We start from the raw sequence: 24,234 nt of genomic DNA on the forward strand, positions 1-24,234 counted from the left end.
CTCTAGAGAGGAATTTATGAAACGTAGAACATTTTTGCAGGGCACACTTGCCGCCAGTGCGGCTGGTCTTGCGGTCAGCGCTGGCCTGTTGACACCGGGTATGGTTATGGCAGAAGGCGGCGGTGCATTCGATGCCAAGTCGATGGAAGAGGCGCTGAAAGTCATGGCACTCACCCCGGAAGATTCCGGTGACATCAAAATCAAAGCCCCTGAAATTGCTGAAAACGGCGCAGTTGTACCTGTGACCGTCACTTCAGGTGTCGCGGGTACTACCGAAATCAGTATTCTGGTTGACGGCAACCCAACGCCACTGGCAGCGACTTTTATCCTGCCAGAAGGCACGTCCCCTGAAGTTTCCACCCGTATCAAAATGGGCAAAACAGCCAACGTGGTCGCGATCGCCAAAGCAGGCGATAAAGCCTACACCGCGAAGCAGGAAGTTAAGGTCACCATCGGCGGCTGCGGCGGCTAATTCAGAGGAGCAAACACATGTCTAGCATTAAACTCAAAGCGGCTGCCAAAGACGGCGCGGTCGAAGTCAAAGCCCTGATGACCCACCCGATGGAAACCGGGCAGCGCAAGGATAAAAAAACCGGGGAAATGGTTCCGGCGCATTTCATCAAGGAAATCATTGTCACGGCGGGCGATAAAACCATCCTGACGGCTAACTGGGGTGGCTCTGTCTCCAAAAACCCTTACCTCGCGTTCAGCTACGCAGGCAAGGCAGGCGACAAAATCAAACTGGCGTGGACAGACAACAAAGGCGAGACAGATTCCGCCGAAACTGATGTTGCCTAAACCCGCTACTGTTGGTTAATTCGTAGAGACGCAAGCTATTGCGTCTCTACTGTGTCATTTTCCTCTCATTCAAGGCCGGAGGAATCATGCGAGCCATTGCCGCATTTATCACTATTTTCTGTTTGTTGCTGGGGCTGAATGCCCGTGCTGACGACAAACTTCCGCCGGTCGTGATGGAACTCATCAAAGTTTCCGAGCACGTTTACTATGTGCAGGGTGCGCCCGGCGCAGCTACCCAAAATCACGGCTTTATTTCCAACGCTGCGGCAATTGTGACCGATGACGGAGTGATCCTGTTTGACACGCTCGGTTCCCCTGCGCTTGCCCAGCTCTTCCTGCAAAAACTCAAAAAAGTCACTGACAAGCCGGTGAAAAAGGTCATTGTCAGTCATTACCATGCTGATCACGTTTACGGTTTGCAAGTGTTCAAGGACATGGGCGCGGAAATCATCGCTCCGGCAGGCGCAGAAGATTACCTCAATTCCGAAAATGCCGTCACCACACTGGAAGAGCGCCGTACCTCGCTTGCCCCGTGGGTGAATGCTGATACCCGCCTCGTCAAGCCTGACCGTTATGTGGAAGGCAATGAAGAGATTAACTTCGGTGGCGTTACCCTCAAACTGATTTTCAATGGCAAAGCGCACTCGGACGGCGACCAAAGCGTGCTGGTTGAGCCGGATGGTGTATTGCTGATCGGCGACCTGATTTTTGAAGGCCGCGTGCCCTATGTCGGCGATGCCAATACCAAAGTTTGGCTGGAACGTCTCAAGGAAATGTCGCAAGGCAAGCTGACAGCAATGATTCCCGGTCACGGCCCGATGTCCAAAAAACCCCAAGAGGTTATCAAAACCACCGCCCATTACATCGAATTCTTGCGTGAAACAATGGGCAAGGCCGTAGAAGATATGACCCCGTTTGATGAAGCCTATGAAGCCACCGACTGGGGTGAGTTTATCGACATGCCAGCGTTTGCAGAAGCTAACCGTCGTAATGCTTATCAGGTTTACCTGTCGCTGGAACAGGAAGGGATGCAGCCGCCTGAGGCCGAAAAGGCCAGTGCCGACACGCCCGCTGCCACCGCCGTGCGTGAAGCCCCGGCTCTCACCGAACAAGCCAAGCAACTGCTGGATGAGGTCAATCAACGCATCACCAATGTCAATACGGCTGAACTTAAGGCGTTGTTGCAAAAGCACCCCGAAACCCAGCTTATTGACGTTCGTACCCCACAAGAAATCACGCTACTGGGTGGCAGTATTGATGCGCCACGTCACCGTAACCTCATGCGCGGTTGGCTGGAAATGCACGCCACCGAGCAGTTACCCGATAAAAATATCCCGATCGTGGTGTATTGCGGCGTAAACCAACGCAGCCCACTCGCCGCTGATACTTTAATGAAACTTGGCTACACCAATGTTAAAAACTACGCTGATGGCTTTTTTGCATGGAAAGACGCTGGGTTGCCCGTCGAAGAAAACGACAAAGCCCTCGATTCATTCCTTTATAGCAAACCCATCGAAGTCATTCCCGGCGTATGGTCAGCGATTGGCGCAACCGCTCCGCCTTCCTACGACAATAGCGGGCACAACAATAACCTTTCCTTCGTGATTACGGATGCAGGTGTTGTGGTCATGAATGCTGGTGACAATTACCTGTTGGCACAAGCCCTGCACGACGAAATCAAACAACGCACCGATCAACCCGTCAAATACGTGCTGCTGGAGAATGGGCAAGGCCACGCCATGCTTGGTATGAATTATTGGCAGGAGCAGGGGGCGAAGGTCATTATGCACCAAGATGCATGGCACGAAGTCGAGCAACGTGGTGCAGACCTGATTGCCTTAATGCGTGCCCGTAGCCGTGATAAAGCCTACCGCACCGAGCTTTCCAAGCCTGATGTTATCCTCAGCGAAGACAGCATGGACTTAAGCCTTGGCTCATGGAAAATACAAGCCTTACGTATCGGTTCAGCACACAGCCCCGGTGACATTATGTTATGGATGCCTGATAAGCAATTGCTGATTAGCGGTGATGTGGCATTTCATGAACGCCTGTTGCCCCTGTTTGAAGATACCGATACTGATGCGTGGATCGACACTTGGGCAAAACTCGAGGCGCTCAAACCCACCCACATTATTCCCGGACACGGCAGCCCCACCAACTTGGCGGAAGTCACGCAATACACTAAAGATTATTTGGTATACCTACGCACCAAGGTCGGGGAGGTGCTCGAAAACGGTGGCACCTTACAAGATGCCTATAAGATCGACCAAAGTGCTTTTGCCCACCTTGATACGTTCGACGAGCTATCGCTGGCTAATGCTGGCATGGTGTTTCGCGAAATGGAATTTGAATAAGACGATAATTTTATCAACCGTAGGAGGAGAAAATCATGCTAAAACCAATACTATTCAGCATGTTCATGGCTAGCAGCTTGCTGACGCAGGTGGCGAGCGCAGAGGAGGCGAAATTCGACCCCGGTGTACCAGCGCCCAAGGTCGCCGATGATTATTACGCAGGTGCGGAAAAAGTTATCTTCCATGTCAGTATGGAGGGTGATGAAAATAAGTACATGGGCGTATTGGGTAACGTCAGCAATTACATCAAGGCACTGGATGCAACTGGCAAGAAAACCGATGCCATCATTGTGATGAACGGCGACGGCCTCGGTTTACTGACGACAGCCAAGCAAGTGGAGATGAACGCCGATGCTAAATTACCGACGAAAATTACTGAGCTGAAGGAAAAAGGCGTGAAATTCGAGGTGTGCTACAACACCTTGATGGGGCGTAAGATCAAGTTCGAGGACTTGTACGATGCCAAGCCGGAAGACGTGATTCCGTCAGGTGTGGCGGAAGCAGGCCGTTTAGAAGCGCAAGGCTATCGTTTACTGAAACCGTAACAAGGATGTGTCGCTAATGGTTAACTGGTTTGTATCTTGCTGCAAAAATCTCTGGTTTCGCGACCTCAATGAGGAGAAGCCTTATATTAACGATACGGCTGTGCGGATTCGGGCTGGCCTGCTGATGGCTATCCCGATGTACATGGCATTAACACTCTATGTTGCCATTTTCGGCTCACGCTGGGTGGTCACGGGTGACGTGATCACCGATACGCTGGAAACGGATTTTGACGGGCATATTATCTACGGTGTGGAAGCTATCAAGCGCACGCTGGACTACTCCACGCAGACTTGGGTGTTGTTTTACGCGCTGTTTGAAATGCTCGCGGGCATGTCGGTGAAAACCTCACGTCTGTCGCCGACCATTCTACTCAGCAGTTTTCTGGCTAAAGGCAGCAGGCCGGTGTGGAAGCCGTTAACCCCCAAGCGCTTTGCTTGGTCGATTGGCGCGAGTTTCATTGTGGTCTGTTTGGTATTTTTTAACCCTGAAGTGTTGGCGGGCTGGGTGAATAGCCTTGCGGGTCATGAAGTGTTACCGCCTACCGAAAACTACATGCCGCGCTGGATTCCGCTGGTGATGGTGTGGGTCTGCTTCGGCTTTATGTGGATGGAAACGGTATTGGGTTTTTGCGCTGGCTGCAAAGTCCATGCCTTGCTGGTGTGGATGGGCGTGTTAGAGGAAGAGTGCGAAGCTTGCAATAATCTTGATTGGGGTGATGCTGCCAGCAAAAGCCAGCCGCACCCGTAAGGATGTTGGGTAGTGGGTCAAACCCACTACGCAGCTTTCCCTATCACTTCCCCGCTTTCAGTTTCCCCCAATACAGGTTATAAAGATCCATGGCCTTGTCACCAACATCTTCCTGAAATGTAGCTCCCGTGAGCACTTCAGACGGCGGGAAAATGACCGGATTATTACGAATACCCGTATCCAACAGCGCTCTGGCAGCGAGAATGGGAGTAGCGTAACCCAATTCTTTCACACAACGTGCAGCCACTTCGGGGCGCAGCATGTAGTCGATGAACTTGTGGGCATTTTCCACGTTGGCTGCACGGGCAGGAATCACAAAACTATCGACCCAGAAGTTAGCACCTTCCTCGGGGTAGATATACTGCAAGGCAGGCTTCTCTTGCTGGGCAACAACAATTTCGCCATTCCAGACAAGTCCCAGATCCACATTGCCTGATAGGAATTCGGCACGGGGCTCCCCGCTCAAGACCTTGACACCCGGCATCAACCGGCGCAGTTTCTCGTAAGCCTGCTTGATTTCGTCCGGGTCAATCGTATTAGGGGAATGTTTATTGATCGTTAAAGCCATACTAAAAACTTCACGCATATCATCGGTCAGCAACAGCCTGCCACGCCATTGTCTGTCCCATAAATCAGCCCAGCCTTTGATTTTAGCCACATCCACAACATCAGTATTAACAGCAATGCCGGTAGTCCCCCACAGATAAGGAACACTGAATTTATTACCCGGGTCATACGACTTGTTTATCAAGTCAGGGTCAAGCTGTTCAAAATGCTCAAGCTGGGTATGATCCAGTGGTTGTAGCAAACCTTCCCTGCTCATTTTCCCGACTAGGCTGGTAGAGGGTACTAGCACATCATACCCTCTGCCTTTCAACAATTTGAGCCGGGTATACATAATCTCGTTATTGTCATAGGTGGAATACTCCACCTTGATACCGGTTTCTTTGCTGAAATCCTCCAGCACACCTTTCGGAATATAGTTTGACCAGTTGTAAACCACGACTTTCTGCTGGTTTTCCGTTTCCAGATCCAGCTCATCCATCGGCTTGGCGAGCGTAAAGGCAATAATCAGACTGACAAAAAGAATTTTAAGCATCTTCCTTGAACTCTGCTGTGAAAGTTAAGGCTTGTGTTGTGACCAGTTCCTGAGCCACTTGCTTGCCGTGACGGAATTCCTGCCGAAACTGGCGATTGGCTTTCTCAAGATTGAAATCATCCAGCGTGCCACCCAACTCAAAATGGCGGGCAAAGACTTTTCCTGTCGCGTAGGTCAAAGCTCCCGCACTGACAGAAACACTGGCTCCGCCAATGAAAGAACCGACTCCCGGCATTACTTTGAGTACACTGCTCAACCCGGTAACAGTCGCTACCGGTAAACTCCCCAATATAAATGCTCTCACCACAGAGCGCTCAATTTTGGTATAGCGGATATCGTATAGCTTGACCAGCTCATCCAGCATCTTGAACTGGATATGTGTCAGAGCCAGTACATCCAGCAAGGGTACCGGTATCAGCCCCATCGTTACTGCCTGAATGATATTGGCTTTGATGATGCTATCTATTTTTTCAGCCCGCACCCGGCCTTTCGCAGCTTGTAGACGTACCGCCTCAGACTGCCTCACCAAAGGTGAGTCAGAGGGTAAAAACTGGGCAATGTCTTCATCATCCACCATGCTGAATTCCTGCTGATTAGTGTGTCGATGTCTGCGCATCCGGCTTGGCTTCGGCAGGGGAATCTTTCAATTCATCCCGAACTTCCTTCACAAATGCCTTGCCCTTGTCAAACTCGCGCTTAAAGAATGCCTGTGCCTGCTTAGGCTCAAAATCATCCAGCGTACCGCCAGCCTCGAAGTGCATAATGAACGTTTGCCCAACCGCATAGGTCACAGCCCCGGCACTAATGCTTAGACTAGCACTGCCGATCAGAGTACCAACACCGGGAATCAGTTTGGCAAAACTGCTCAATCCCAAAACGCCCAAGACCGGCAGTGAACCGCCAATCAGCGAAATCATCAGGGGTCGACTGCTGCTGTCGTCGAATCCCACCCCATAATGCTCACTCAGGCTACGCAGCAGGTTCATCTGCGTGGTAATCAAGGCAGCAAGGTCAAACAGAGGTACGGGCACTAACCCCAAAGCAATACTGGCAATCATGTGATTTTTGACAATATTGTTGGCTGCAATATCACTGAGCTGGCTCGTCACAGATGCCATCTCAACCTCGGGGTCTACACGGTGCGTACCCGTTTTTTCCAGCAATTCTTCCTGAGCCATTAAATTTATCTCCATAAATCAATCAATAAACCTGCTCGACCTGCCATTGATTTTACCATATATGGAGATCATGCCAGGTGTTACACCCGCGTCTTAACAAAACTTAACAATTTTAGAATACGATTACCCCCCTAGCGGCTTGACTTAATTTTCAGCCCAACTCGATAATGTACTCTTCATAATTATTGTTTAAAAGGAGTAAATCATGGAAGCTGAAGTAGCATCTGCAACAGCAGGATCTAGCGGTTCTCTAGCATCTATCGGCAATTCGCTGAGTGGTTTGGGTACTGCGGCAAAGGCTTTTGTACTCGTCCATCCCATGGGTATGGCTGTCGCTGGCGGTGCTTTGCTGGGAATAGGCGCTTACTACACCATCGGTAAAATGTTCAGGAAAAAGGATGTTGTTTCCATGCAAGCCGCTCCGGCTGCTGCCTGATAAAAGCACACAATCTGTTAGTGCTCCCAGTGCTCCCGCCTGTGGTTATCCCCTCGCGGGAGTTTTTGTATCACGTCAAATCATTATTTGGGGTTTAAAATACATATCCCTACGCCATGTATCCTTAACAAAAACTAGAGTGTCCTTGTGGAAAACAGCGAAATTCCCAGCGTTAGCGTACAACTCAGACAGTGGCTGCGCCGCAAGTTACCATTATTAATCGTATTCTTTCTGATCGGCGCTTTGGTGACGGTCTTCTTCTGGCAAAGAATTGTTATCACTATCGACTCCGGCGAAGCTGGCATTTTGTTTCGGCGTTTCAGTGGCACAGAAATCGACAAAATTTATGGAGAAGGCTTACACATTTTCAGCCCATTGGATACCCTTTTCATCTATGAAGTACGCAAACAGGTTGCTTACCATGATTTTGATGTTATCACCAACAAGGGGCTAACTGTCCGGCTGTCACTGGCTATCCGCTACCGCCCCGAATACGAGCTACTCGGCATCCTGCACCAGCGTATTGGCCCTGACTACCTGACTCGTGTCATCCTGCCACAAATCGAATCTGTCATGCGCAAACAATTGGGCAATTATACGGCAGAACAAATTTATACCAATGAAGCTGGGTTACTCACCAATGCCATCCTGACCGCACTGGACGAAGTGGGGCGCAACTATGTCGAAGTGGAAGACATCATTATCCGCAGCATTACGCTACCACCGGAAATCGTCACTGCCATCGAAGATAAGCTCAAACAGGAAGAAAACATGAAGTCCTACGAATTCCGTCTGCAAACTGCCCAAAAAGAGGCGGACAGGCTGAAAATCGAAGCGAACGGGATAAGGGAATACCACAACCTCATCAACGAATCCCTGACCGAAGCCATCCTGCGGAACAGCGGTATTGAAGCGACCAAAGAGCTGGCGCAATCGCCCAACGCCAAGGTTGTTGTGATTGGCAGTGGTAAAGATGGCTTGCCACTTATCCTGAATACCGACCAGACATCCCCGCTACCCAACAAGACCCAAAGCCAACCGCAAGACGCTGAAACGGAAACAGGAGCGGCCAGCCCACCCACAGGAAGCCAGCCATAATGCGCAGGCTGCTATTGTTCCCCATTTTGCTCTGTCTGCCAGCCTTATGGCTGACCGGATGCAACCCCGACTATGAGCATATGGCGGAACAACGACTCGCTTTCAGCAAAAAAAATCAGGGCGACATCCACATTGCCGCCATTCAGGATACGAATAAGACAGCTTTTCTCAACGGCATACTACTGGCCGCAGAGGAAATCAACCAGCGCCCCGGCAAACTGCTGGGGCGCAATGTACAGGTTCATATCGAACAGGATGGTGAGGACTTTGAATCCAGCAAATCCACCATCCGCCGTATCACCGCCAACCCCAAAATTACGGCTGTATTGGGGCATCGCCAATCCGGCGTCGTCATCCCCGCCTCCGTCATCTATGAACGCAGTCAAGTTATTTTCATGCCGCCCTTCTCCACAGCCAAAGGGCTGACCGGGCATAATTTCCAATACGTCTTCCGCATGATTCCTGGCAATACCGTCATAGCGGAGCAACTCTCCAGCGTCGCAAAGACCCTCGGCTACCAGAAAATAGTTCTGCTTTATGCCCGTGATGAAATCAGCCGCGAACTGGCTTTTCTGGTTGAAGATACCGTCATTAAGCAAAATATCGAAATTATCAGCAGCTCATCCTTTTTTGAAAAGGAAAGCAACTACCGTCCCATTATCTCTGAATTTAGCAGCAAAGGTTTTGATGCTGTATTCATTGCGGCCCCCCCCGCACCTGCTGCCACCATGGTACGGCAATTACGGGAAATGGGCGTCAACCAGCCAGTTCTTGGCAGTGACCTGTTGAATTCTAAAGACTATCTGCAAATAGCCGGGGAAAGCAGCCAAAATACCATCATCCCGGACGTGTATTCACCACAGAAAAACAACCCCATCATCCAAAATTTCATCAAGAGATACCAAGACAAGTATAGTGTGGAGCCCGACTTCAACGCAGCCCAGGGTTACGACTCCCTAATGTTACTGGCGGCAGGCATTGAGAAAGCCGGATCTACCCTGCCAACCCTATTGTCCTCAACCCTGCACTATATGCCCGCTTGGGTGGGTGTTACCGGTATCCACGCTTTCACGGGCAGTGGCGAATTACGCGGCAAAAAATACTTCTTCAAAGTCTGGCAGAATAATGCCTGGCACCCCCTGCCTTCCATTGAGATTCCTTACCTGTTGGGGCGTTTTGAAGCCAATCTGGAGCAAAAACAGACGAAGCAAAGTCCCACACCCCCTTTCAGCGAAATCTTTGCAAAACGCATGGATGAGGATGACCACAAGATTTTTCTGCTGGTTCTGGCTCAGAAAATCCTTCAGTTCAAGCGCATTGGCATCATTTATGAAAATACCGAAGAAGGCCGCAAGGCAGCAGGCTACCCTTTGCTGGAGGCACTCTCAAAGCATAAAAAAGTCCAGATTACCGAATGCGAAATAGCCTTTTCACTGTTGGGGAAGGAAGATACTGAACGGGCACTGGTTGCTTGTTACGGCAAGCTTTCCCTGAATTCGGATGCCCTGTTTATACCCTCATTCCGAGGCATAGATGCAAAATTGCTGCAACGGCTTAACCGCAGCCTAACGTTTTTCAAAATACCGGCGGTCTCACTGGATGAGAGCAATACAGACCCCCACATCACTCTGGTTCTCAATAAACGTGCCAATGTCAATCAGGATGGTACTGGGGAAATGCAGGTATACAGTAGTTTGCTGAAAAACCTGAAAGTCCATGAATTAGCCGAACGCCTCAAGGGTCTACCGGAAATCTCGGTCAACCTTGCCAACATGCAGCGGTATGGACTCCCGGATCGACCCATCCTGCTACTCTCGCCGGATCATTACCTGCAATCCGACGACCTGACAACGCAGGGGGCAAACAGACAGTGAAACATTTGCTCACCGCCAAACCATGGTTTTCTGGCTGTCTCTGCCTGTTGCTCTGCCTGCTGACAAATACCCAGGCAGACGAAGCAAAGCCAGAAAAAATGCAGTTATACCTAGGCATCGCCAACAAGCGCATTCCTTACACCTACATCGATAAACAACAACAGGCCAGTGGCATTCTGGTCGCCAGCGTCACCCATCTGTGCGAACAGATTAATGCACACTGCAATTTTGTCGCCGAAGACTTCGAGCAGTTGTTGGAGGATGTGCGGACATTCAAACTACACGGCATGATTGTCATTGACGACTTTATCTCGCCTGAAATAGACGGGCTCAAACTGACATCACCCTTGTGTATGCTCACCCCCGCCCTGATCCAGAAGCAGGTAGAAAACCCCCGCTTGGCTCCTGAAGATTTCAAGAGCACCACGATCGGCGTCCAAGAGGGATCCCTACTGCACTTGTACCTGTTGGATGCTTATAGCAGCTCAGCCCGACTGAAACCTTACCCCATACTGGAAAGCGCCGTCTTTGATCTGGTTAGCGGACGCATTGATGCCCTCTTAGCAGATGATGCTTTTTTCCGCGAACGGGTAGCCAAAACCATACTGGGCAAAGCCAATAGCAACGTCTCGCTGATTGCCCCCAAGCTGGATGGGGTAGATCTGCCTGCAACCAGTATGACCCTTGCTGTCAGAGCACATGACAAAGAATTGCTAGCCGCACTGGAACAGGCTATCCAAGCGTCTGGAAAGACCCTCAGTTGTGCCAGCTTATTAAAGACTGACGATACAGCAAAAGCAAAACCGAATGATTGAGGACAAGTCTATGACGCTTCCCCCGCACCTTATCCCAACCCTCCATCGGCTGTTGGCAGTGCTGTTGTGTACCTTGCTATTGCTGCCGTACACCAACACCATTCAGGCAGAAACTAAAAAAAAGGCGACCGAGCCTGCCACGAAAACGACGCAGGATAATGAAAAACAGACAGATAGTCAGAATGAAAAGTCTACCCCGCAGGAACAGGCCAAATCGCAAATTGCCAACAGTATGGTCAACATTGATGTCATCCAGCAAACTTTGGAAGCCTTACGCATGGAGGTTGAGAGCAGCAAGGAAGATGCCAACATAAACAGTAGCAGCGTCAAGACCATTCGGGATGGACTGGAGCTGATCGATAGCAAGCTTAAGGAAACCTATAGCGGCCTTGACAAAAGCCGCAGCAGCATCAGCAGCAATACACAAGCCATCGAGAAACTACAAGAGGACTTGTTGGCCTCATCCCGTGACATGCGAGCCAATACGGCTGACCTAGGGTCGCAAAAATCCCTGATTGAAGACAACTCCATACGTCTGTATGAAATCCTGATCCAGATCAGTAGCATAAGCGACAAGGTTGATGAGTTTGCCAAGGCATTGGAAAGTGTCCAGAATGCTGACCAGAAGCAGGATCTCAGGCTAGCCGTCGGCAGCGACCTCAACCGCCTGTGGATTATGCTCTCCATTATATTGACATTCTTTGCGCCCCTGGCTTTCGTTCTGTCCAGTAACCGTAACCACTACAAACCGCTGGCAGATGGCACGCAGCAGCACCAAGGGGTAGTACTTGCCTGTCTCGGGGTTTTTTTAGGGTACTTTACCATCGGATTCAGCCTGATGTATGGCACGTCTACTTCTGGCTGGGTAGGTACTTCCAGTTACCTGCTGACCCCTGTCAATGCTGACCCCAACATGTTACCTGCAATCCCCTTTACCGAATTTGTACTTTATCAGATCGGTTTCGCCATACTGGCTGCGATGATCGTGTACGTTACGGTGGGCAGGCAACTTTCCAGTACGGCGCACATGCTGCTGGCACTATTTGTCGGCGCGATACTGATACCGGTATTCGGTCACTGGGTCTGGGCCAGTCATTTCATACCAACCAACAAGGGCTGGTTGGAAGGTGTGGGGTTTATTGATCAGGCTGGCTCCATCACCATTAATGCGGTTGCAGCTTGGTTCGCCTTCATCATAGTATGGAAGCTGGGTCATTCAGTACCTCCACCAGAACACGCCAACAAAGAATTTGACGACCCAGTGTATTCCTCCAGTGGAATCCTGTTGCTGTGGTTAAGCTGGTTGGGTTTTACTACTGGCACACTACCCGTTTCCAGCATACAGATTCCTGCCGTCATGTTGAACGTGGGTCTGGCTGGGGTCGCAGGTGGCACGATGGCATTCCTGCATTATGTTTTGTTCCACGCAGATCAAAGCCGTATTGCACGAGCGCTGGGTGGCTTCGTTAGTGGGCTGGTCGCCATTGCTGCCTGCGCCCAAAGTGTCACTTTTGCGGAAGCCATCGTCATTGGTGCCGTTGCCGGGCTGTTACAAAATATTGGCTTTAGTCTGTTGCGCAAATTTTTCCTCAGACAGAGTTGGCAAATTCGCCCCAGTTATCTGATTGCCATCCACGGTGTCGCTGGCATCTGGGGAGCCATAGCGGTTGCGCTGTTTGGTACTGAGGAAAGTTTCGCAACACCCAACTTTACCCAACTGGTGACCCAGCTACAGGGCATTGCTGCTGCTATTGCTTACAGTATCGCCATGGCATACCTAGCACTGTTCCTGCTGGCTTTCCGAAAAAAGGCGCAACCCGCCCAGGAATAGCACAACATGCAACTCCTCACCTTCGTGACGCAGGAAACCGAAGTCTCCAAACTTCGTCTGCTAGTGTTAGCCGCGATTTCCGGCATCGCCAACAGTCTGTTGCTGGTCATCCTCAATGAGGCGGCGGCAGAACTGGAGAATGGCGAGGTGGAGATTCAACTGCTCCTGCAATACCTGCTGACCTTCATCCTGTTTATTTTTACCCAGCGGACAGCCCAACGGGAAGCCGTTATCGCGGTAGAACAAGCCATGCAAAAAGTGCGCATACGCTTAGCCGACAAGGTCAGGCAAAGCGAGCTGCGCACCATTGAGCAATTGGGTAACATCAGTCATTACACGCCACTGACACAAAGTGCCAACACCATTTCACAGGCAGCTATGTATCTGTTAACTGGCTTTGAATCCCTGCTGGTGCTGCTATTCTCCAGTCTCTACTTGCTATGGTTATCACCGTCCAGTTTCGCCGTCGCCATGGTGTTGATTACCCTGACTATCTTGTTACTGGTCAGGCATTATCGCATCAGCTTCCGCGAATTGTCCGAAGCTTCCCGTAAGGAAGGGCAGTTTTTCGAACGTTTTTCCACCATGCTCAAGGGTTTCAAACAGATCAAGGCCAGTCGCCGCGAAAGCGATGAAATATTCCGGGAATTAACACAGTTGGCTAACGAAACCAGTGAGTTGAAAAGTCGTTCCAACGCACGCCTGCTGGAAGATATTCTGCTGTCCAATATGGCCTTTTACCTGTTATTGCTCATCGTGGTATTCCTGCTACCCAATTTGATTCCGGTACATGAAGAGAACCTGTTTCAGGTCATCGCCACCATCCTGTTCATGATGGAACCGGTTTACACCGTCAGCTCAGCCATTCCCAATATTTCTAAGACCAATGTCTCCATCAGTAGCCTTTACAAATTGGAAGCAACCTTGGATAAGGCACACAATGATCCAGCAACCGACACCACTATCAGCCCCAAACTGGAAAATTTCCACACACTGGGTTTACAGAGCGCCAGCTTTACCTATACCAATACTGATGGTCAGCCCCTATTTCAGGCCGGCCCTTTCCAAATGCAATGCCAACGCGGAGAAATGTTGTTTATCACCGGCCGGAACGGCAGCGGCAAGTCCACTTTCTTGAAACTGCTGACCGGACTGTATCACACCGATAATGCAGATTGCGTTCAGGTAGACGGGGAAAACCTGCAAGCGGCAGATTACCCTGCCTACCGGGAGCTGTTCTCGATAGTCTTCAGCGACTTTCACCTGTTTGACCGCCTCTACGGTTTGGTGGATGTGAGCGACGACGAAATCAACGGCTGGCTGAGCAAGCTGGATCTAGCTCACAAGACCCGCTTTGAGAACGGGACATTTACCCAGACGGATCTTTCCACCGGTCAGCGTAAACGGCTCGCGTTTATTGCTGCCGTCGTGCAACATCGTCCGCTCCTGGTGTTGGATGAATTCGCCGCCGATCAGGATCCTGCTTTCCGGCAACGCTTTTACGAAGAGATCCTACCGGAACTACGCGCACAGGGACAAACCATCATTGCCGTCAGTCACGATGATCGCTATTTTCATCTGGCGGATCGCGTATTGCACATGGAAACCGGACAGTTGCAGGGGTATACGCCTTGAAACATCTGTACGCCGGGTTTGCCCTCCTGTTGTTGTGGCATACAGCCGCCGCATACGCTGTTTCTGATAATGGAAAATTACCGATTATTCGTATCCAGACAGAAAAGCTCTCGCCTTTGCAAACCGGACTGGCGCTAGGCGCACAAGCCAAACAGCGGTTTCCCGATATTGAACGCCGCTACGACACCTGGCTGGCGGAGCTGTTTTCGGCGTCGCGCTTCGACATGATCCGGCAACAACAATTACCCGCGCTGCTAAAACAAATGGAAGCATCCCGGCTCGACGAAATTCAGGGTGTGAGCGGCGCTTGGCAACTGACGCGGGAAAGCCACCCCGGCGACGGCAAGTTATCGCTGGAAGAATACCAGATCCTGAACCTGTTGCCTGATCTCGGCATGGCTCCAGACGGCATCGGCTTGGGCGCATTTGGTCAAGTAAGCGCTGACAACCACCCCATCGTCGGCCACAATCTGGAATGGCGAAACGGCAGCAGCATACGCCACTTGCAGGTTATTACAGCCTACATCGGTAAAGATGCGGCTTTCGTCACGATTGGCGCGGCAGGGTTAATATCCGCCTTGCAGGGTTTCAACCAACAGGGCGTATTTGCAGCGCTGCTTAATGCGGAACCTTATTCACCGTATTCGCTCAACCGCCCTACGCCCTCTGGCAAACAAACACTGCTCAGCTTTTCAGTACGTCGGATACTGGAGTCTTCGTCTTCGATACCGGCAGCCAGCAAACGGCTTGACGACGAACAATACGCTTTCGCTCACAGCATCCTGCTGGCGGATGCCAACAGCGTGCAGGTACAGGAATACGCGCCGCCACAAAGACGCTTCCGCCCACGTTACTGGGATAGCCCGTTACACGGAGGGATGCACTGGGAACACCCGCAGCAAATAGCCGCTGTTGATTGCCTGATGCTGTCGACCATGCCCGATACCTGCCATGACGCCAAAGACAGTGTACGCTGGCAACGGCTGGATACATTACTGCATTTCAGTGCACAACAGCCAGCGACAGCGAACGACATCAGTAGCATCCTGTTCGACACCGCCAACAAGCGCTATGAGCTGTTTACCGAAGATACACTGCAATCACTGTATTTTCTGCCCGCAAACAATAGTCTGTATTTGTATACAGCCCCAACGGGAACCCACTCAGACGACAATCTGATACACCAAGCCTACCTAGATTTGTTACCTCGCACACCGCCTTGGGAATTAAAGCTAAAATGGTTTATCTGGCCGTTGATTCTACTGATGCTGAGCGCTGTGGTCTGGGTTAGCCGCCGAAAATCAGAGCAAAACCTGCTCTAATGTTAAGAATTGTTACGTTCCCTTCCCTGTAAAAGCTTTCAGGGCTAATCTTTGCACATTATCTTGAAAAAATTAGCCCCGACTATGCCCCAGCCAATCTCTTCTGCGAATACGATAGAACTTCCAATCTGGAATTTGACCTCACGCCAACTTGACGATGTAGAACTACTGCTGAACGGTGCATTCGCACCCTTGCAGGGTTTCCTTACCAAACAGGATTACACCCATGTAGTGGAAACCATGCGGCTGGCGTCCGGCGAACTGTGGCCCATCCCGATAACCTTGGATGTACCCGCCCACTTTGCGCAAACGCTGCAACCCGGGCAACAGATTGCGCTACGCAACCCGGAATTTGTCGTCAGCGCCGTCATGACCCTTACTGACATTTGGCAACCGGATAAGCTATACGAAGCGCGACAGATCTACGGCACGACAGATCCGCACCATCCGGGAGTGGATCACCTACTGCACCGTACAGGCGCGTATTACCTAGGCGGTAAACTGGAGCTGATGGAATTACCGCAACATTACGACTTCCGCCACCTGCGACATACCCCGGCGGAACTGAAGGCGCATTTCCACAAACTGGGCTGGCAGCGGGTACTCGCCTATCACAGCCACCGCCCCATGCACCGGCAACAGCAGGCACAGAGCCTCCAACGGGCACGCGAACTGGAAGCCAATCTGTTACTGCATCCAACGGCGGGCATTACCCAAAGCAGTTGCCTTGATCATTTTACCCGCGTGCGCTGTTACGAACACCTCCTACCCACTTACCCTGCACAGACGACTACCCTCAGCCTGCTGAACCTGACAATGCGCATGGCCGGCCCACGGGAAGCACTGTGGCACGCCCTGATCCGCAAAAACTACGGCTGCACGCATTTCATGGTCGAACGCCATCACGCCAGCCCGATGGACATCAACGAGCAACCCAACTTTTACGAACCTGAGGCCGCCTTGCAGCTTTGCAGCGAATATGCCGCAGAAATGGGGGTCGGCATCGTGGAAGCACCTGCCATGACCTATGTGCCGGAACGCGCTGAATACACCCCCACCGTACAAGTTGAAAAAGGTGAAACCCGTCTGGAGATCGACACAGCAGAACTGTTGCGCCACCTGCGCAATGGTCTGCCAATCCCGGAGTGGTTTTCCTACCCCAGTATCCTGCAAGAAATTCGCAAAGCCTGCCCACCGCGTCACCAGCAGGGTTTCACCGTCTTTTTCACCGGCCTATCCGGCTCCGGCAAATCCACCATAGCCAATGTGTTGCACATCAAACTGATGGAAATGGGCGGGCGTCCAGTCACGCTGCTGGACGGTGATGTGGTACGCAAGAACCTGTCTAGCGAGCTGACGTTCTCCAAGGAGCACCGGGATCTGAACATCCGCCGCATGGGTTTCGTCGCCAGTGAAATCACCAAAAACGGCGGCATCGCCATCTGCGCCCCGATTGCGCCTTATGCCAGCCTCCGCCGGGAGGTACGCGAAATGATCGAAGCGGTGGGCGGCTTTATCGAAGTGCATGTCTCCACCCCGCTAGAGGAATGCGAGCGGCGCGACCGCAAGGGACTGTATGCCAAGGCACGTGCCGGTTTGCTCAAACAGTTCACCGGCATCGACGACCCGTATGAAATACCGGAGAACCCTGAGTTACGCTTGGACACTACGGAAATTTCAGCGGATGAATGCGTGCATCAATTGCTGCTCAAGCTGGAAAAACAGCGCTACATTGCAAAATAATCATGTTGAAGTAGCATGTCGCACGCGGACGGCTTTACGAAGATCATCGTAGTCAGACCAACCTGTTCTTGGCTCGATTTGGCTGCGCCAAACGGCGTCGAATGCCGCATTGATCTCAGGAGACAGCCGATAGCGACTTTTGTCAGCACCTTGAGTGACTTTAGTGGCGTCGCTGTTGAATGGCAGGCCGATCTCTTTCTCCGCCAGACGGCGGACGCCGCGCTCATCAAAATGACTGGCATTCGCCAGCATAAAATCCCGCGAGGATTGGCGAACCACTGTATCCAGTAAGTCGTCGGTAAGCGTAATGTCCATCAATCCAGCGACTTTACGCACCGTTCCAACCAGATCCCCGACCATATCCTCATAGGTGAGCAGCAGCACCGCCGCATTATCGCGCTGCTCCCACCATGAAATCATATGCAACCACCAATCGCCTAATTCGTCTTCAGGCGGCACAAAATTCTGGGCAAAAGCATCCAAGTCGATCACGCCGGGTTCAAAAAACCAGTTCTCCAAAAATCTATAATAGGAAACGATGACGTCCTTTGGATTGCGGAAGGCGCAAATGTAACGACCACCTTTGGGAACATCCTGCCAGTTGGAATGGGTCATGTAAGCGCGTGGCTCGAACGCCTGAGGCGCATCCAGGGCAATCCCCAGAGGATGGGGGAAATCAAGACAGGGAACGACAAAACCGACCTCCTCGAAGTTCATGTCGCCCTGAGAACGCAGGCCGTGCGCAATCTGCTGTAGCCACGTCGTGCCGCTCTTGGCGAAGGGCGTGATAAAAACGTCACTGGGTCTAGGGTCGAACAGTGCAACCTGACCATAGTTTCCTGGCGTAAAGAGTTTGTCATGCAGAGCGTTAAACTGCTCTAGGGTGGTCGCACGTCCCCAAGGACGGTCAGCAGGCTTTATCGTCATAATCATCTCACTATTTGTGCGTTTATAGGCCACGTTTTATAAATCTTCGCGAGGTTTCTCAACAACATGAGTCTCACCCTCATCTTCCAGTGGTAGTTCTGGCAATGCCTCCTGGTGCTTGGCTAATGGCCAAAAGATATTGACCAATTCCCCCAAAATACTGGAATAGAGTATTAACATACTGGTAAGCACGCCAAAGTGTAGGAAAAACACACCACCGATGGTCATAATGCCCGGCGCAAAGGCAACGACCTTATTGCGACGCATGGTGTCCTCAAATTCATCAACCAGCTCAAACAGTGGCAACAGATTTTTCAAGGTACCATCCATGAAAATAATTTGTGCGGTATCCGTTGCGGCAGTTGATGCACCTTTCAAAGAAACCGAGACCTGCGCCGCCTTTAAGGCAATCGCATCATTAATACCATCACCCACAAAACAAACGAAGCGGCCTTCATCCCGTAATTGTTTTACCAGATCAGCCTTGTTTTCCGGCAACGTTTCCGCAAAGTAATGCTCAACACCCAGTTTCTTAGCCATATTTCGGGTAGGTGCTTCATGGTCGCCCGAAATAATGTAGACATCCATGCCACGCTGCTTGAGCACCTGTATCATTTCACAGGCTTCGGGACGAATGGTTGGTTCCATCTCCAGCAAACCCGCCAACTGATCATCAACCGCAACATAGATCAGGGAATGGCTGTCTGCCTCAGCGTGCTGCCGGATGGCTGCAATACTGTCGGGTAACGCAATACCCTCACGTTGTAGAAAACGGGCGCTACCTACCCGGACTATCTGACCCTCGACACCAACCTTGATGCCGTAACCGACTTCATAACTGGTTTCTTCCACCGCCGGTAAATCCAGATGTTCTGCTTCGGCTCGGGCGAGTATGGCGCGGGCAACCGGATGGGGCTGGCGGTACTCGGCAGCCGCCGCCAAACGCAATACTTCGCGTTCTGTAAACCCATCAACAGCATGAATATTACCCAAGGTGGGCTGTTCCTGCGTCAGGGTACCGGTCTTATCAAAGACCACGGTATCCACTGCCCGCAAAGCTTCAAAAACCCGCCCATCTTTAATAAGAATCTGCTGCCGCGCGAGGATTTGCAGATAAGTCATTACCGACATGGAACCGGAAATGCCTAATCCTCCCCCCAAGTCTGCGAACATAACCGCTAAACCGGCACTAGGCCCCAACAGAGGAACCGTCAACGCCGCGATACCCAGTTTGACCGGAATAAAATTGTCAGCAATTTTGCGTCCCCGCAAAATCACAGTATCCTTGTAACTTTGGGTTTCATTCAGCAACTGACTGATTTTGGCGGCAACCGTATCTTCCCCGGCGGTCATGACCTCAACGGTCAGGCGACCGGACAATAGCAAGGTTGAAGCAAACACCTCATCCCCGACTTCCTTGTCCACCGGTTGGCTTTCCCCGGTCAGAATGTGCTGATCAACCTGACCAAACCCTTCCACAATCCGCCCATCGACCGGCATCACTTCACCGGCATTTACCCTAACCTGATCACCTACCTGCAAATCATGGAAAGCAACCTGAAGCTCAACCCCGCTTTGAACTACCCACACCTGTTCGGGATGGGAGCTGAAAACATTAACCAGACGCCCCTGCGAGTTATCTTCCAAATTATTGATAATACGGGCAAAAAAACCTTCCATTAAACCCACAAAGATAGCCAAAACCAAGTGTCCGGTGGCGATCAGACCCAGCGTCACTATGGCACCGATCAGATAAAGGCTAAGATAACGGCCATTTTTGAAATCCTTCCAGACCAGCTTAAACGTTTCCCGCATCAGATATAACACAGCCAGCACTGCTACCGGAGTCAGCAGCGGATAAAACGAAGCCAGCGAGGCAACACCCACCGCCCCCAGAGACAACTGCATCTCCCTTCTGCTTTTCTTCAGCTGTTGCTCATGAGCTTGCTGTGAAACCGGATCCATCGCATCCTGCAACTGTTGCCTGTCGGTAAATAACAAAGCATCCACCGTATCCCGTAACAAACGCTTGATATTGACGGGCGGTTTGGGTGCACGTGACTGTTGGGAGACTCCCTCTCCAGACCTAACAGGTTGATGTTGCAGTTTTTTGCGTAAACGCGCCTGTTGCCGTCGTTTGTGTACAGCAACCAGCGCACCGCCTACCACCACCAGAGGAATAATCGGGATCATCTGCTTTTCACCTCAACGTTTGCCGATGTGCACAACAAAGGGTTCGGCAACCTGTTCTGCGGCAAGTACTTCAAAACCGGCTGCGCTTAACATCTCACTAATATGCACAGGACTGTAGTAATGGTCGGTTATCTGGATGAGCCCCGCGCTGGTGGGGATATTGCTCTGGTAAGACGCGCCACGCACTGGGTTTTCAGGCGGTGTAGAGTAAAAGTCGGGGAAGCGCCGTCCCAGAGTTGCGGTATCGGTATTGCCTAACCCCAATAGCGCCCCCGGCTTCGCCAGTGAGTACAACGTGCGCAGCAGATCATCAGCAGCCTGCACTTCATTACACAGCAAAACCATAAAACAAAGGATACGGTCGAAAGGCTCACCAGCACGCAACTCATCCAACGCTTCCACGTAGTGAATACCCCGCCCCTCATCCAGCGCCCGGGCATTGGCAATCTCAGCCGAAGAGGAATCGTAGGCCGTTACCTCAGCCCCGGCATCCGCCAGCATACGAGCAAAGCGCCCTTGACCACAGCCAAAATCCAACACCCGCAAACCTTGCATATCTCCAAAATGTGCCAGCAAACGCGGGAAAACCTGGGTGGTAGAAATGCGGTTCGGGTTATCCTGGAAATAAGCCAGGTAGGCATCCGCTTGCACGTGCCAGTCATCAGTAGGGTTGGTAGGGTTCATACTTGCCTCTCTAAAATCAGTTTGATATCCAAAACAGGGGTAGGGCGTGCTGCGAGAAACACCAGTTCCGGTCGCAGTCGCAGGTTCAGTGCGTAGAGATAATACTTCAACAAAAAGGTGGCCGAGCTGCCGAAACGTTCTTCCATTTGGCGGTAAAGCGCCGGTTCCTCCGTAAACTGCGATACGAGCCTGACAGAAATCTGAAAAGGTGAACACAGGGGCTGCCCTGTCTTTGTATCCAGTAAATCAAGCGCCGCAAACAGGGGTTTCTGTGCGTCGTAATTGTCAACAAAGCCCTGATGCAAGAGTGCCGCAACCATCGCATTCATTGTGGCAGCACTGCGCCCGGCGAGAGCAGCGCGAAATCGCACCCAATCCCTCCCGGCAGCTTGCCAACACTGATAAGCTGATGCGTACCAATGCTGCGGGGCATCGCCCCCCAGTTCAGGGTGATCAACCCAAGGTGGCATGGCCTTTGGCTCTGGCTTAAGCTGCCCCAGCAACTCCTCCAGCCGTGCCGTATGCTGACGCGAACTCCAGTCTGTCCAGTCACGGGTGACACGGTAATGCTTGGAAACCAGCGTCTCGTGCGCGTAGAAAAGAAAATCGTGGAGCTGATCAATGCCGCCAAAGTGCTTGAGCAAATCTTGGCTATAGTAAAAGGCAGGGTGAATGATCGACTTGGCAGTTTGCGCATCGCCTGTCACAATTTCAACGCACTCGTGGGTATCTTCCGGCAGATGGGTCAATCCCTCGTACAACCTCAGCGCCGGATAACCAGCAGCAAAGTCAAAATGCAGATCCAACCCAAACTCCGCCAGCGTTTCCAGCGTCTGGCGTACCGTTTCACGGCTTGAATAAGGGTTGGCCAACCAAGACCACAGTGTCCAGCGCTCCATTTTACGGTGAGCGAATTCCGCCTCTTCATTCAGCTCCATCAGGTCTCGGACATGCTGCAAGGCATGTTTAACCCGATACGGCTCCTGCATTTGCTTCAGGGTCTCATTACTCAGATCCGAAAAGATGCCGTTTTGCTCCAACATTAGCCCCGAACGTAACAGGATGCGGAACTCATCCTTATTGAACTTGACAGGCAGGAAATAAGCACGCCAGTAAATCGGTTGTTCCAGTGTGCTATTGATACGAATCAGCCGCTCCGCTAACGCCATCACATGTTGCTTGGTGAACGTCAGTTCAGAGCAGACAAACCAGAAGTAGCGCAGCCCAAAACCCAACAGGTTTCTGACCTCGGCTTCGATCACATCCAGATCACGCAGCCGTACCGAGCGCCCTTTGACCAACGGTTCGCAGCAAAAAGCACAGTGGCACGGGCAACCACGGGAAATCTCCACGGCGATGGCACGCCCGGTATCGTGCGCCGTATTTAACCCTGGCACCGGCGCTAAATGGGTTTCACGGAACGGGCGCTCACCATGGAAACGGCAAATTTCGTCAATAATTTCGGGGGTGTATTCAAGATCATCAAGCGGCCCGTAATAAACGCGCTCGTTTTGCTGCCACTCACCTTCGTGATAGTAGAGCAAGTTGGCAATCCCTTCTGTCTTCCCCTCCAGCACTTCATCGAAGTGCGCGAGCAAATCATCCGGCTCACCGATGATACCGAAATCAGGCTTCAGGTATTCAGCCGCTGAAACCGGATTTACGGTAAAGGTGAATCCACCCACGAGAATTTTTGCCGATGAAATTTCCCGTATCCGCTGAATCGCCGCATGGGTGTCTTCCATAGGAAACCAGCGTGGCCTGCTCTCCGCTTTCGTACCTAAGTATTCATCAGACTCTGTTGAATCAGCTTGCCGAATAGTGAACCCTACTGCGCGAGGCTGATACTGCCGCACCAGATCGCTGATACAATTTAACTGCTGCCCCCTGTTCAGCCCGAGACCATCCCAACGCCGGACGGATAAACCAGCCCGTCGCGCTAACGCCGACACCTGTACAAAGGCATAAGGATAGACAGGATTACCGGGCCAGTTGGTCAGATTGATGAAAAGGATGTCCAGCGGTTCAGTGGATCCGCTGGATACATTATTGTAGGCAGGTAACATGCTATATAAGTGTCCAGTGCAAAGGTGACTCGAAGCAGGGCGGGACTATTTAGCCCGCTTACTATCCGCTGTTTTCTTGTGACAGGTACAGTCCTCACGACCATAAAGACCTAGCTGATGCAGTCCGTGCAATAATGAGGCACGGCTCTGGTACAACAACAGACCTGACAGATCATGTCCAAACGCATTAATGCTGATGGAGGGGGTCAGTGACATTACGCGATGCCACCAGCCACGCGGGATGAATAACATCTGCCCCGGCTCCAGCGTGATCTCGACCGGGCGCACCGTGGCAAACAACGGATGACGCTTGGCATCCCAAGTATTAGGCTCCACCTCGCTCAGGGTTGAACGGTAATCGTATTTGCTACTGGGATACATCGCCGGTGAAGCCGATGGAGGAACGAGCCAAACACGTTTACGACCACTGATTTGGGCAAGAATATTATCAATCCAATCAATATGGTAGCCTGTCAGGGTTCCAGCCGGGCCAAGCCAAGCAAAATAAACCTGCTTCAGGGTCATAGCCTCAAGCAATGAAAAGTCCACGTCAGCCCGCAATTGAGGAAACTGCTCAAAAATCCGCAGCATGGACAAGTAACGTTTAGCGGTTCCCTCATCTTCAGCACCAGACACGGCATGACCTGCTTGCGTCAGCCCGGTCAGGTAATCAGCCATGCGGGCAGATTCAAAAGCCGTCTCGTCTTGTAGCACGTTACCCTTTTCCAACGTCACCGCACGATCAGGATCCAGTTGGGCGAAAAAATCGAAAGACCAGCGCTGGCAGGCAGGCCATTGCGTTGCCATATCAGTGATAACAACGGGCTGGCGTGGCCGGAAATAACGTGCCGCAAATTCAGCAGACTCAAGCCGTGGCACACGATCTAC

The 24,234-nt window shown here is 51.6% G+C and carries 21 protein-coding genes; 13 read left to right on the forward strand and 8 right to left on the reverse strand.

What is annotated here, in order from left to right; all coding sequences use genetic code 11:
• Window positions 1-16 precede the first annotated feature (16 nt).
• The 5 genes from soxY (at window position 17) to J9253_RS15640 (ending at window position 4,445) form a co-directional block, all read left to right on the forward strand.
• The gene (gene soxY / locus J9253_RS15620) at window positions 17-472 is read left to right on the forward strand and encodes a thiosulfate oxidation carrier protein SoxY (RefSeq protein WP_210221831.1); all 456 of its coding nucleotides are present in this window, start codon (window positions 17-19) and stop codon (window positions 470-472) included.
• A gap of 17 nt (window positions 473-489) precedes the next feature.
• A complete protein-coding gene (soxZ, locus tag J9253_RS15625; protein ID WP_210221829.1) occupies window positions 490-798 on the forward strand; it encodes a thiosulfate oxidation carrier complex protein SoxZ in 309 nt (102 codons plus the stop codon).
• Window positions 799-884: 86 nt separating this feature from the next.
• Window positions 885-3,152, forward strand: a complete 2,268-nt coding sequence (locus J9253_RS15630) for an MBL fold metallo-hydrolase (RefSeq protein ID WP_210221832.1) — start codon at window positions 885-887, stop codon at window positions 3,150-3,152.
• 35 nt (window positions 3,153-3,187) lie between these two features.
• Window positions 3,188-3,697: a DsrE family protein gene (locus tag J9253_RS15635; protein ID WP_210221833.1), complete on the forward strand. Its 510-nt coding sequence runs from the start codon at window positions 3,188-3,190 to the stop codon at window positions 3,695-3,697.
• A gap of 16 nt (window positions 3,698-3,713) precedes the next feature.
• Window positions 3,714-4,445, forward strand: a complete 732-nt coding sequence (locus J9253_RS15640) for a DUF4395 domain-containing protein (protein ID WP_210221834.1) — start codon at window positions 3,714-3,716, stop codon at window positions 4,443-4,445.
• Window positions 4,446-4,488: 43 nt separating this feature from the next.
• On the opposite strand, the gene J9253_RS15645 is transcribed toward J9253_RS15640, so the two are convergent.
• From J9253_RS15645 to J9253_RS15655, 3 genes are read right to left on the reverse strand one after another with little or no spacing between them, the layout of a single operon-like run.
• The gene (locus J9253_RS15645) at window positions 4,489-5,544 is read right to left on the reverse strand and encodes an ABC transporter substrate-binding protein (RefSeq protein ID WP_210221835.1); all 1,056 of its coding nucleotides are present in this window, start codon (window positions 5,542-5,544) and stop codon (window positions 4,489-4,491) included.
• Window positions 5,537-6,121 carry a YcjF family protein gene (locus tag J9253_RS15650; RefSeq protein ID WP_210221836.1) on the reverse strand — a complete coding sequence of 195 codons (585 nt, stop codon included), beginning with the start codon at window positions 6,119-6,121 and terminating at the stop codon, window positions 5,537-5,539. The genes J9253_RS15645 and J9253_RS15650 overlap by 8 nt, the downstream gene beginning before the upstream one ends.
• A gap of 16 nt (window positions 6,122-6,137) precedes the next feature.
• On the reverse strand, window positions 6,138-6,722 hold the full coding sequence (locus tag J9253_RS15655; protein WP_210221837.1) for a YcjF family protein: 585 nt from the start codon (window positions 6,720-6,722) through the stop codon (window positions 6,138-6,140).
• Window positions 6,723-6,927: 205 nt separating this feature from the next.
• On the opposite strand from J9253_RS15655, the gene J9253_RS15660 reads away from it, so the two are divergent.
• The 8 genes from J9253_RS15660 (at window position 6,928) to J9253_RS15695 (ending at window position 17,476) form a co-directional block, all read left to right on the forward strand.
• Window positions 6,928-7,158, forward strand: coding sequence for a hypothetical protein (locus tag J9253_RS15660; protein ID WP_210221838.1), 231 nt, complete (start codon window positions 6,928-6,930; stop codon window positions 7,156-7,158).
• Between the two features lie 147 nt (window positions 7,159-7,305).
• Window positions 7,306-8,256 (forward strand): prohibitin family protein, encoded by a 951-nt coding sequence (locus tag J9253_RS15665; RefSeq protein WP_210221839.1) that lies wholly within the window; start codon window positions 7,306-7,308, stop codon window positions 8,254-8,256.
• On the forward strand, window positions 8,256-10,130 hold the full coding sequence (locus tag J9253_RS15670; protein ID WP_210221840.1) for an ABC transporter substrate-binding protein: 1,875 nt from the start codon (window positions 8,256-8,258) through the stop codon (window positions 10,128-10,130). Before J9253_RS15665 ends, J9253_RS15670 begins: the two co-directional genes overlap by 1 nt.
• Before the next feature lie 98 nt (window positions 10,131-10,228).
• Window positions 10,229-10,945, forward strand: a complete 717-nt coding sequence (locus tag J9253_RS15675) for a transporter substrate-binding domain-containing protein (protein WP_210221841.1) — start codon at window positions 10,229-10,231, stop codon at window positions 10,943-10,945.
• Window positions 10,946-10,955: 10 nt separating this feature from the next.
• Complete coding sequence (locus tag J9253_RS15680; protein WP_210221842.1) at window positions 10,956-12,776, forward strand: hypothetical protein; 1,821 nt, start codon at window positions 10,956-10,958, stop codon at window positions 12,774-12,776.
• Window positions 12,777-12,782: 6 nt separating this feature from the next.
• On the forward strand, window positions 12,783-14,411 hold the full coding sequence (locus J9253_RS15685) for a cyclic peptide export ABC transporter (RefSeq protein WP_210221843.1): 1,629 nt from the start codon (window positions 12,783-12,785) through the stop codon (window positions 14,409-14,411).
• A complete protein-coding gene (locus J9253_RS15690) occupies window positions 14,408-15,733 on the forward strand; it encodes a C45 family autoproteolytic acyltransferase/hydolase (protein WP_210221844.1) in 1,326 nt (441 codons plus the stop codon). Before J9253_RS15685 ends, J9253_RS15690 begins: the two co-directional genes overlap by 4 nt.
• 84 nt (window positions 15,734-15,817) lie before the next feature.
• A complete protein-coding gene (locus tag J9253_RS15695) occupies window positions 15,818-17,476 on the forward strand; it encodes a bifunctional sulfate adenylyltransferase/adenylylsulfate kinase (RefSeq protein WP_210221845.1) in 1,659 nt (552 codons plus the stop codon).
• Here the strand turns inward: J9253_RS15695 and J9253_RS15700 are convergent, their stop codons facing one another.
• Genes J9253_RS15700 through J9253_RS15720 form a run of 5 tightly spaced genes read right to left on the reverse strand, consistent with a single transcriptional unit; the run spans window position 17,477 to window position 24,225 of the window.
• Window positions 17,477-18,436: a sulfotransferase domain-containing protein gene (locus J9253_RS15700; RefSeq protein WP_210221846.1), complete on the reverse strand. Its 960-nt coding sequence runs from the start codon at window positions 18,434-18,436 to the stop codon at window positions 17,477-17,479.
• Window positions 18,437-18,439: 3 nt separating this feature from the next.
• Window positions 18,440-20,596 (reverse strand): heavy metal translocating P-type ATPase, encoded by a 2,157-nt coding sequence (locus tag J9253_RS15705; protein WP_210221847.1) that lies wholly within the window; start codon window positions 20,594-20,596, stop codon window positions 18,440-18,442.
• Window positions 20,597-20,608: 12 nt separating this feature from the next.
• Window positions 20,609-21,280: a class I SAM-dependent methyltransferase gene (locus J9253_RS15710; protein ID WP_210221848.1), complete on the reverse strand. Its 672-nt coding sequence runs from the start codon at window positions 21,278-21,280 to the stop codon at window positions 20,609-20,611.
• Window positions 21,277-23,346 (reverse strand): B12-binding domain-containing radical SAM protein, encoded by a 2,070-nt coding sequence (locus J9253_RS15715; protein ID WP_210221849.1) that lies wholly within the window; start codon window positions 23,344-23,346, stop codon window positions 21,277-21,279. The genes J9253_RS15710 and J9253_RS15715 overlap by 4 nt, the downstream gene beginning before the upstream one ends.
• A gap of 45 nt (window positions 23,347-23,391) precedes the next feature.
• Window positions 23,392-24,225, reverse strand: a complete 834-nt coding sequence (locus tag J9253_RS15720; RefSeq protein WP_210221850.1) for a cupin-like domain-containing protein — start codon at window positions 24,223-24,225, stop codon at window positions 23,392-23,394.
• Between the last annotated feature and the right edge of the window lie 9 nt (window positions 24,226-24,234).

This window comes from Thiothrix litoralis (assembly GCF_017901135.1).
GTDB classification, from domain to species: domain Bacteria; phylum Pseudomonadota; class Gammaproteobacteria; order Thiotrichales; family Thiotrichaceae; genus Thiothrix; species Thiothrix litoralis.